The organism is Streptomyces sp. NPDC059455 (genome assembly GCF_042750115.1).
In the GTDB taxonomy this organism is placed as follows: Bacteria; Actinomycetota; Actinomycetes; order Streptomycetales; family Streptomycetaceae; genus Streptomyces; species Streptomyces endocoffeicus.
The window spans coordinates 1-8,871 of the sequence record NZ_JBHYVB010000328.1 but is presented as its reverse complement, the minus strand read 5'-3'; the positions used below and the strand labels follow the sequence as shown (position 1 = coordinate 8,871).

At 71.2% G+C, this 8,871-nt stretch carries 9 protein-coding genes and 1 pseudogene; 2 read left to right on the top strand and 8 right to left on the bottom strand.

Features of this window, described 5'->3' with window-relative positions; all coding sequences use genetic code 11:
- Positions 1-55: 55 nt before the first annotated feature.
- Genes ACFXB5_RS51035 through ACFXB5_RS51025 form a run of 3 tightly spaced genes read right to left on the bottom strand, consistent with a single transcriptional unit; the run spans position 56 to position 2,027 of the window.
- Complete coding sequence (locus ACFXB5_RS51035; protein ID WP_385222295.1) at positions 56-874, bottom strand: SAM-dependent methyltransferase; 819 nt, start codon at positions 872-874, stop codon at positions 56-58.
- A complete protein-coding gene (locus tag ACFXB5_RS51030; RefSeq protein WP_385222298.1) occupies positions 871-1,140 on the bottom strand; it encodes a DUF397 domain-containing protein in 270 nt (89 codons plus the stop codon). Before ACFXB5_RS51030 ends, ACFXB5_RS51035 begins: the two co-directional genes overlap by 4 nt.
- 29 nt (positions 1,141-1,169) lie before the next feature.
- The gene (locus ACFXB5_RS51025) at positions 1,170-2,027 is read right to left on the bottom strand and encodes a helix-turn-helix domain-containing protein (protein WP_385222292.1); all 858 of its coding nucleotides are present in this window, start codon (positions 2,025-2,027) and stop codon (positions 1,170-1,172) included.
- A gap of 225 nt (positions 2,028-2,252) precedes the next feature.
- Here ACFXB5_RS51025 and ACFXB5_RS51020 point away from each other — a divergent pair, with 225 nt between their 5' ends.
- On the top strand, positions 2,253-2,720 hold the full coding sequence (locus tag ACFXB5_RS51020; RefSeq protein ID WP_385222289.1) for an ATP-binding protein: 468 nt from the start codon (positions 2,253-2,255) through the stop codon (positions 2,718-2,720).
- A 24-nt stretch (positions 2,721-2,744) separates the two neighbouring features.
- On the opposite strand, the gene ACFXB5_RS51015 is transcribed toward ACFXB5_RS51020, so the two are convergent.
- Together ACFXB5_RS51015 and ACFXB5_RS51010 are read right to left on the bottom strand one after the other, a co-directional pair.
- Positions 2,745-4,085, bottom strand: a complete 1,341-nt coding sequence (locus tag ACFXB5_RS51015; protein WP_385222286.1) for an MFS transporter — start codon at positions 4,083-4,085, stop codon at positions 2,745-2,747.
- A gap of 166 nt (positions 4,086-4,251) precedes the next feature.
- The gene (locus ACFXB5_RS51010; protein ID WP_385222283.1) at positions 4,252-4,587 is read right to left on the bottom strand and encodes a winged helix-turn-helix transcriptional regulator; all 336 of its coding nucleotides are present in this window, start codon (positions 4,585-4,587) and stop codon (positions 4,252-4,254) included.
- 143 nt (positions 4,588-4,730) lie between these two features.
- Between ACFXB5_RS51010 and ACFXB5_RS51005 the strand changes: the two genes are divergently transcribed.
- A complete protein-coding gene (locus ACFXB5_RS51005; RefSeq protein WP_385222280.1) occupies positions 4,731-5,615 on the top strand; it encodes an NAD(P)-dependent oxidoreductase in 885 nt (294 codons plus the stop codon).
- 146 nt (positions 5,616-5,761) lie between these two features.
- On the opposite strand, the gene ACFXB5_RS51000 is transcribed toward ACFXB5_RS51005, so the two are convergent.
- From ACFXB5_RS51000 to ACFXB5_RS50990, 3 genes and pseudogenes are all read right to left on the bottom strand, one after another.
- Positions 5,762-6,946, bottom strand: coding sequence for a DMT family transporter (locus ACFXB5_RS51000; protein WP_385222277.1), 1,185 nt, complete (start codon positions 6,944-6,946; stop codon positions 5,762-5,764).
- Positions 6,947-7,043: 97 nt separating this feature from the next.
- A complete protein-coding gene (locus ACFXB5_RS50995) occupies positions 7,044-8,603 on the bottom strand; it encodes a bifunctional phosphatase PAP2/diacylglycerol kinase family protein (protein WP_385222275.1) in 1,560 nt (519 codons plus the stop codon).
- Positions 8,604-8,768: 165 nt separating this feature from the next.
- Positions 8,769-8,871: pseudogene (locus ACFXB5_RS50990) on the bottom strand (ATP-binding cassette domain-containing protein); the annotation flags it as partial.

Below are 8,871 nucleotides of genomic sequence, written 5' to 3'. Positions count from 1 at the left end.
GCGGAGCCCCAGTTGAGGGAAGGGGCGGGGAGGGGAAAGCAGCCCGCCGCGGGCGTCACGACTTGCGGGCCACTCCCGCCCACATGTTGATGTCCGCGCTGCGGATGTCCTCCGGCCGGTCCTCGGGGTCCGGATTCCAGCGGTGGGGCTCCGACACACCCGGGTCGATCAGCTCCAGACCGTCGAAGAAGGCCCCGACCTCGCTCTGGGAGCGGGTGGTGAAGGAGATCCCGCTCTCCTTGTAGACCCGGATGACGTTCCGCCAGGTCTGCTCGGAGAAGTCATGCGTGGAGTGGGTCAGCATCAGATAGCTGCCCGGGACCAGCGGCGCCATCAGCTCGCGGATGATCTCGTACGGCTTGTCCTCCTCCGGAATGAAGTGGAAGAGGGCGTTCAAGGAGATCGCCACCGGCTGGTCCAGGTCCAGCGTGTCATGCAGTTCGGGGGCGCTCATGATCCGCTGGGGATCGCGCACATCCGACTGCACATAGGCCGTACGGCCCTCGGGGGTGCCGACGAGCAGCGCCTGGGCGTAGGCCAGCACGATGGGGTCGTAGTCGGTGTAGACCACCCGGGCCTCCGGGGCGACCGCCTGGGCCACCTGGTGGAGGTTTGGCTCGGTGGGTATGCCGGTGCCTATGTCGAGGAACTGCCGGACCCCGGCCTCCCGGGCCAGCCAGCGGGTGGCGCGGTGGATGAAGGCACGGTTGACGGTGGCGTTGAGCCGGACGGTCGGATAGACCTCCAGCACCCGCCCGGCGGCCTCCGCGTCGACCTCGTAGTGATCCTTGCCGTTGAGGTAGAAGTCGTACATCCGAGCCGGGTGCGGCTTGGTGGTGTCGATCTGGTCAGGGGCGAGCCCGTTGTCGGTCACGCGGCCCTCCGTTCCGGTGCGGTACCCGCCGAGGTGGTCAGGTTTTCTGGGCGTGTGAGCAGGAAGTCCGCGGCGCCGGCCTTGGCACCTTGGATGAACTTCTCGATTTCGTGATGGGTGTAGATCAGGGCGGGGCCGTCCGGATCGGTCGACTGGCGCAGGGCCACCCGCCCGTCGTTCAACCGCATGGCCTCCACGCAGGCACCGCCGTTGGGGCCGCTCCAGGGCTTGGCCCAGCCTTCGGTTCCCAGATGTTTGGCGGGCATGCCGTTGTACACATGTACCTGATCCACAGTCAGAGCTCCTTGCGAATCCCACGGAGAAAGTTCTCCGTCCGCCGCGCCGGTGTGGCCTGGGTGCCCATGCGGTCCAGGGCCTCCAGATAGGCGACCACATCGGAACGTTGGTCGAGATAGCCGGCGCCGGTCAGGCCCTCGGCATAGACGATGTCCGGCAGTTCCGGGATCTGGAACCGGAAGAGCTGGAAGGGTCCGCCCATGCCCGGGTGAGGGCCGGCGGAGAACGGCACCACCTGAAGGGTGATGTTCGGTCTTTGCACCGCTTCGATCAGACGGTCGACCTGGGCGCGCATCACCGCGGGACCGCCGATGGACAGCCGGAGCACGGTCTCGTCCATCACGACCCACAGATGCGGTGCGTCCGGGCGGCTGAGCAGCTCCTGGCGCTCCATCCGCAGCGCCACGCGGCGCTCGAGCTCCTGGTTGGACCCGTGCGGGAAGCCGATGGAGAGCAGCGCGCGGGCGTAGTCCTCGGTCTGCAGCAGTCCGGGTATGAAGTGCGGCTCATAGGCGCGGATCCGGCTGGCCGCGCCCTCGAGGCTCACATAGAGGCTGAACCAGTCCGGCAGCACATCACGGAACCGGTGCCACCAGCCGGGCCGGTTGGCCTCCTCGGCGAGTGCGAGGAAGGAGTCGATCTCCTGCTGCCCGGCGCCGTAGGTCTGCAGCAGCTTCTCGACGTAGGGGAGTTTCAGGCCGACTTCGGCCTTCTCCATCCTGCGCACCGTGGTCTGGTTGACGTGCAGCGCCCTGGCGGCCACGTCGTAACTGACGCCGGCTTTTTCGCGAAGGTCCCTCAGCCGCATGCCGAGGACCATCTGCCCGACGGTCGGGGCAGATCGCGCTTCACCCACGTCGTACCTCCTGGGACGGTCTTGTCAGGATCAGTGTGCCACGTACGAGGTGGGGGCAACAGAGTGCCCCGGCTATTCTGCATTTTGCAGTTCGCGCCTTGCCAACTGATGCTCGCAGCAACGATAGTGACGGGTGTGACCAGTCCAACGTGGCTGCTGTGTCGCGCACTTGCGGCATTCACGTACGGCATTCACGCCCCCACAGGTAGGACGGACGGAAGGCACATGGCCGTGGCATTGCGTCAGCGCTCGACGATGGCCCACCACCCGAGCTCCGGGAGCGTTGACTCCGCCCTCCGTCAGGAGAGGTTCCAGCTGCCCGCCAGAGGCACCTCGGTCGCGGTCGCCCGGCACCGGGTGCGGTCCCGGGCGCCGGAGTGGGGCTTCGCGGAGGAGCTCTGCGAGGCCGCCGAACTGGTCATGTCCGAGCTGTTCACCAATGCCCTGGTGCACACCGGGAGCGACCAGATCCTCTGTGTACTGCGCGCCCATGAGCGGCGGATGCTCTATGTCGAGGTCGCCGACCAGGGCGGCGGACCGGCCGTCCCCACACCGCGGGAGGCCGGTCTGGAGGACGAGTGCGGGCGCGGACTCGCGCTGGTCCGCGCCCTGGCCGACGCGTGGGGGGACCGGCCGGGCGTGAACGGCGGACGGGTGGTCTGGGCCCAGATGAGCGTGACCGTCGGCCGCTGACGCCGGAACCGGCCCCTCGGCCCGTCACACCGCCGTCGTCCGCTGCTTCCCCGGAGCGGCCGGGTCGTCGGCGCGGCCCCGGGAGAGGGCGGCGTCCCGGGTCTCCCGCATGGTGAGGTAGACGACGAGCGAGACCGCGGCGCACGCCGAGACGTACCAGTAGTACCCGGACTCCACACCGCCCTTCTTGAACCACAGCGCCACATACTCGGCGGTGCCGCCGAACAGCGCGTTGGCCACCGCGTACGGCAGGGCCACCCCGAGCGCCCGGACATGGGTGGGGAACAGCTCCGCCTTCACCACGGCGTTGATCGAGGTGTAGCCGGTGACGATGACCAGCGCCGCGAGCGAGAGCAGCAGTGCCCCGGCGAAGCTGTCGGCGTGCGAGAGCGCGGTCATGATGGGGACGGTGCAGAGCATCGAGCCGATACCGAAGGTGATCAGCAGCGGACGGCGCCCGATCCGGTCCGAGAGCGATCCGGCCAGTGGCTGCAACAGCATGAACAGGAACAGGGCACAGAAGCTCACCAGCGAGGCGTCGGACTTGCTCATCCCGGCCGTGTTCGACAGGTACTTGGTGAGATAGGTGGTGTACGTGTAGTACGCGACCGTGCCGCCCATGGTCAGCGCGATGACCAGCGCCGCCTCCTTGCGGTGGCGCAGCAGCTCGGCCATCGTCCCCCGCTCCTGGTCCTGGTGGTCCTCCTCCTCGGTGTAGACCTCGGTCTCCAGCAGATTGCGCCGCAGCCAGAAGACCACGGCCGCGCCCACGGCGCCGACGACGAACGGAATGCGCCAGCCGTAGGAGTGCAGCGCGTCATCGGACATGGTGTGCTGCAGCACGATCTGCAGACCGAGGCCGATCAGCTGACCCATCGTCATCGACACGTACTGGAAGCTGGAGACGAAACCGCGGCCGCCGGGCCGGGACGCCTCGGTGAGATAGGTGGCGCTGGCCGCGTACTCACCGCCCACCGACAGGCCCTGCAGCAGCCGCGCCACCAGCAGCACGAACGCGCCGAAGTAGCCGACCTGGTCATAGGTCGGGGCGATGGCGATGAGCAGCGCGCTGGCCGACATCAGCGTCACCGTCAGGGTGAGCGCCGCCTTGCGGCCGCGCCGGTCGGCGTACCGGCCCAGCAGCCAGCCGCCGACGGGACGCATGAAGAAGCCCACCGCGAAGATCCCGGCGGTGTTGAGGAGCTGCGCCGTGTCGTTGCCCTTGGGGAAGAAGGCTCCGGCGAAGTAGGTGGCGAAACTGGCGTAGACGAACCAGTCGTACCACTCGACGAGATTTCCGATCGAGCCGCCGAAGACGGCTCGCCAGGGAGTGCGTGGTTGGCTCCGGGGAGCGCTGTCGGTCACGGGGCCTCCAAGTGAGCGGGGTGAACTCCAGACCCCTACCCCGCGGAGGGCCGGTTGGAAAAGAGTTTCCGCGGTGGGGTCGCGCCCCGGACGGATCGGCCGGCCCGGCCGGATGGCATACGGCCCGCCGCCGGATGGCATACGGCCCGCCCATTCGGCCCGGAGGTCAGCCCTGCCCCGCCTCCTCCAGCGCCGCCATCCATCGCTTTCCCCACGCGCCCAGCGGGCCCAGCGCCGTGTTCAGCTCGTCGCCCAGCTCGGTCAGCGAATACTCCACCTTCGGCGGCTTCACGTCGTAGATCTCCCGGTGGACGATTCCGTCCGCCTCCAACTCCCTCAACTGCTGGGTCAGCACCTTTTCGCTCACGCCCGGGACCAGCCGGCGCAATTCCCCGAAACGGCACCGCTGGTGATTGAGCGCCCAGATGATCAGGACTTTCCACTTTCCGTCGATCACATCCACGGCCGCGTCCAGACCGCAGACATACGGCTGATTCCCCATGGCCCCGCCCGCCCCCACTGACCTCAAGGTAAGTACGCACTATTTAGTGCGTACTTGCCCACACTACCGCCGGGGAACGAGCCTGTGATCGGCGCGCCGAACCCCTACGACCGAGCGGTATCGAACCCCCTGGAGCAACCGAAATGAGCGAAACCCCCGTGACGGTGCTGGGCCTCGGCGACATGGGCACCGCCCTGGCCCGCACCCTTCTGCGGGCCGGGCACCGGACGACGGTGTGGAACCGTACGGCGGCCAAGGCCGAGGCGCTCGCCACCGAGGGCGCGCTGACGGCCGCCACGGCCGGTACGGCCGTCGCGGCGAGCCCCCTGGTGGTGGTCTGTCTGCTCGACTACGACTCCGTACGGCAGGTGCTGGCCCCCCTCGGGGACGCCCTGTCCGGCAAGGCCGTCGTCAACCTCACCAACGGCACTCCGCGGCAGGCCCGTGAGCTGGCCGCGTGGGCGGCCGGACACGGTGCCCAGTACCTCGACGGCGGCATCATGGCCGTCCCGCCGATGATCGGCACACCCGCCGCCTTCCTCCTCTACAGCGGCTCGCCCGCCGCCTTCGCGGACCACCGGCCCGTGCTGGACCTCTTCGGCGAGAGCCACCACCTCGGCGAGGACCCCGGCCGTGCCCCGCTGTACGACATCGCCCTGCTCAGCGCGATGTACGGGATGTTCTCCGGTGTGCTGCACGCCTACGCCCTCGTACGGTCGGACGGTGTGGCGTCGGCCGATGCCGCCCCGCTGGTGGGGCGCTGGCTGACCGCCATGTCCGGGGCCGTGGACGGCTACGCGCGGCAGATCGACTCCGGTGACCACGCCACGGGGGTGGTCTCCAACCTCGCCATGCAGTCGGCCGCGTTCGTCAACTTCACCGGCTCCGCACGGGACCAGGGCATCAGCCCCGAACTGATCGCTCCGATCGGCCGTCTCATGGCCCGCCGGGTCGCCGACGGCCATGGCCATGAGGGCCTCTCGGGGCTGGTGGAATTGCTCGGCCAGGGGCGGCCCGGCGCGGCCTAAGCGGCATCGCTGAAGCCCGGTGCGGTTCGGGTGCGCCCCGAAGGGGCGCGGGGTTGTGTCGATGTGCGGCTCCGCCGCGTGGGCGCGACCAGCCACGACGGTGCCGCACCGAGCGACGACGCATCGTGACACTTCCAGCGGGGCGCTCAGGCGTTGTGCTGCAGGACGGCCTCGCCGCGGTCGGTCAGACGCGGGTCGGGCAGACGTGGGTCGGTCAGACGCGGGTCGGGCAGACGCGGGTCGGACAGGTGGGGGTCGGGCTCCTCGCCGCCGGTGGGCTGGCGGGGGATCGGGTGGGGGAGACGGAGCGAGGGACCGGGCTCGGCGGGCACGTCGCGGCCGACCGGCACCTCGTGCGGGCCGGGTCCGCCGGGCCCCTCCGGAACCTCCGGCCCGCCGATGCCTCCGGCTCCACCCGCGGCATCGCGCCCGTCGTGGCCGGGGGCGTCCGGCGCCTCGACGACCATGGCCTCGGCGTCCTTGGCAGCCGCTTCCGCTTCGGCCTCCGCCTCGGCGTTGTGCACCGTCAGCATCACCAGGCCGGTGCTCGCGACGAGGGCCGCCACCAGGGCGAGCAGCGTGCCGGGCGCGCCGTGCCGGAAGTGCTCGCCCAGCGCGGCGAGGCCGACGGCGGTGGCGACCACGGGGTTGACCACGGTCGCCGTCGCCAGCGGCGAGGCCAGCCCGGCGCCCCGGTACGACGCCTGGGACAGCAGCACCCCGCCCGAGGCCAGCAGCCCGATCGCGACCAGGCCGGGCAGGTTGTCCTCCCACGCGTCCCAGGTCCACTCCACGGCCACGTTCTTGGTGACCACCGACGAGACGCCGAAGGCCGTCCCCGCGGCCGCCGCCAGCAGCACACTGCGGATCCCGGGTGACCCCATCAGACGAGCCGCCCCGATCAGTACGGCGATGGCGGAGACCGTGATCACGATCAGCCAGAAGCCGTCCCGCTCGGCCAGCGCCTGGGCCTGCGAGGAGCCGGTCAGCGAGAGCAGCCCGGCGAGCCCCATGGTGGCCAGCAGCGCGCCCCGCCAGCCGGCCGCCCCGACCCGGCGGCGGACGAACAGGGCCGCCATCGGCAGGGCGAAGACGATCGTGAGAGCCCCTAGGGGTTGCACCACGCTCAGCGGGCCGTAGGCCAGGGCGATCACATGGAGGACCGCGCCCGTCCCGTTGAGGGTCACCGCGGTCCACCAACTCCCGCGCCGCAGCGGAGCGGACGCGAGGCGCGGCGTCGTGGCCGCGACATGCTCCTGGAGTATGGCTCCGGCGGCGTAGCAGACCGCCGAGGCCAGGGCCAACAGCACAGACAGCGCGAGGGAGGTCACGTCGCGGCCCCCTGGGCCGATCGGTCTTCGTCCATGCCCTCATCCTTGACGGTGGGCTGTGCCCCCGTCGTCGTCCTTGAGCACAGACTTGTGCGTACTACTTGCGTAGTAGGGCCCTCCACCAATGGGGTGCCTTCGCGGCCGCCGTACGGGCCCTTTGGAGCAACTCGTTCTGCGGCTCGGCGGGTCGGTAGACGGTGAGCGCCCCCGGCCACTTGTCGATGAGCAGCTTCTCCGCGGGGTCGGCGGCCACCTCTCCATCGTAGGCACGGCTGTCCACGCCGTGGAGGCCCGACAGGCGCAGTTGGCGCATGCGCCGCGTCGTATAGACATGTGACCGCCCGAGCGTGCCGGTGAGCGCCGCGATCAGCAGCCGGGTGCGGGCCAGCCGCTCCTCGCCGTCGATCGCCCGCACATCGAGCAGCCCGTCGTCGAGCTGCTGACGGTAGGCGGGCGCGAAACCCTCCGGGGAGTAGACGCCGTTGCCGGCGAACAGCATCCACAGCCGCCGCTGCCGCCCGTTGACCTCGACCTCCATGGGGCGCGCGGTGCGCAGCACCCGGGTGAGCGCGACGGCGGCCGCGGGCCACTTGCCGAGCCGGCCCTGCAGGCTCTCCCGGATCCGCACCAGCTCCGGGTAGAAGCCGAGGCTGAAGGTGTTGACGAAGTGGCTGGTCCCGCCGCCTCCGGCGAGGGGCGTGGCGCGGCCGAGGTCCACGGCCACCGCGTCGCCCTCGGTCACGGCGTGCGCGGTGTCCTCGAAGGCGGGTACGCCGAGGTCCAGCGCGAAGTGGTCGAGGGTGCCGCCGGGGAACACGGCGAGCGGCAGCCCGCGTTCGGCCGCGACCGTGGCGGCCGCGTTGACGCTGCCGTCCCCGCCGCAGATGCCCAGCGCCCCGGCCCGCTCGGCGGCGCGCTGGGCGGCCTGCCCGAGCAGGTTCATGAAGTCGTCGTCGGGCCCGCACTCCACGATGTCCGCGGCGGGCAGCAGTACCCGCAGCTGCTCGGCGACCGTGAACGCGCCGGTGGGGGTTCCCGTACCGGCCCGCTGGTTGACCACGACGACCAGACCGTCGCCCTTGGGCAGGGCGGGCGCCGAGATCCGGGGCCGGGCCTGCGCCGGGACCTCGGGGCGCGGCGGCCAGTAGCGGCAGGTCAGCGCGGCGGCCCCGGCGCCGAGGGCGATACCGGCCAGCACATCGCTGGGGTAGTGGACCCCCACGTACACCCGGGAGGCGGCGACGGCGGCGGCGAGCGGGGCGACCAGCAGGCCGTACCGCGAGGACTCAAGCGCCACTCCGGTGGCGAAGGCGGCGGCGGAGGCCGAGTGCCCGGAGGGGAAGGAACTGGTCCACGGCTGCCGGCGCAGCCGGCGCACCAGGGGCACCGAGTCCAGGACCGGACGCTTGCGTTCCACGGTCCACTTGACCACGACGTTCGACACGAGCGAGGCGGCACCGAGCGAGCCCATCCCGCGCAGCGCGGCCCGCCGCGCGGTGCGGCCGCCGACCGTGGCGAGCACCCCGGCCGTGCCGAACCACAGCCGGCCGTGGTCGGCGGCCCGGCTGAGCCGGGGCAGCAGCGGATGGGCACCGCGGAGCCGGCTGTCCGCGACCCGCGCGAACAGCCGGCGGTCGAAGTCACTGATGTGTCTCATGCGTGATGGGTATCCCGGAACCGGGGTCGGCACGCGTCATCCGTCGGCGGCCGGGGCCCCGTCCGGGAGACCGCGGGCGCGGTCCGGGATGCGATTCGGGGCGCGGTTCAGGACGCGGGGAGCCCCCAGCGCGGATACGGCGCGCCCGCCCCGCCCCGCCGGGCCCGCGGGGGGGTGGCGGGGGGTGGTCGGAGCGTCGAGGACCAGGACGCGGGGGTGGGTGGTGAGCACCGAGCCGATCGCCACGCGCTGCCGCTGCCCGCCGGAG

What these genes read in the sequence shown, in the direction of transcription:
- ACFXB5_RS51005 (WP_385222280.1), top strand. Translation starts at nt 4,731, where the DNA reads ATGAGCGAAACCCCCGTGACGGTGCTGGGCCTCGGCGACATGGGCACC.
- ACFXB5_RS50995 (WP_385222275.1), bottom strand. Translation starts at nt 8,603, where the DNA reads ATGAGACACATCAGTGACTTCGACCGCCGGCTGTTCGCGCGGGTCGCG.
- ACFXB5_RS51030 (WP_385222298.1), bottom strand. Translation starts at nt 1,140, where the DNA reads ATGCCCGCCAAACATCTGGGAACCGAAGGCTGGGCCAAGCCCTGGAGC.
- ACFXB5_RS51020 (WP_385222289.1), top strand. Translation starts at nt 2,253, where the DNA reads ATGGCCGTGGCATTGCGTCAGCGCTCGACGATGGCCCACCACCCGAGC.
- ACFXB5_RS51010 (WP_385222283.1), bottom strand. Translation starts at nt 4,587, where the DNA reads ATGGGGAATCAGCCGTATGTCTGCGGTCTGGACGCGGCCGTGGATGTG.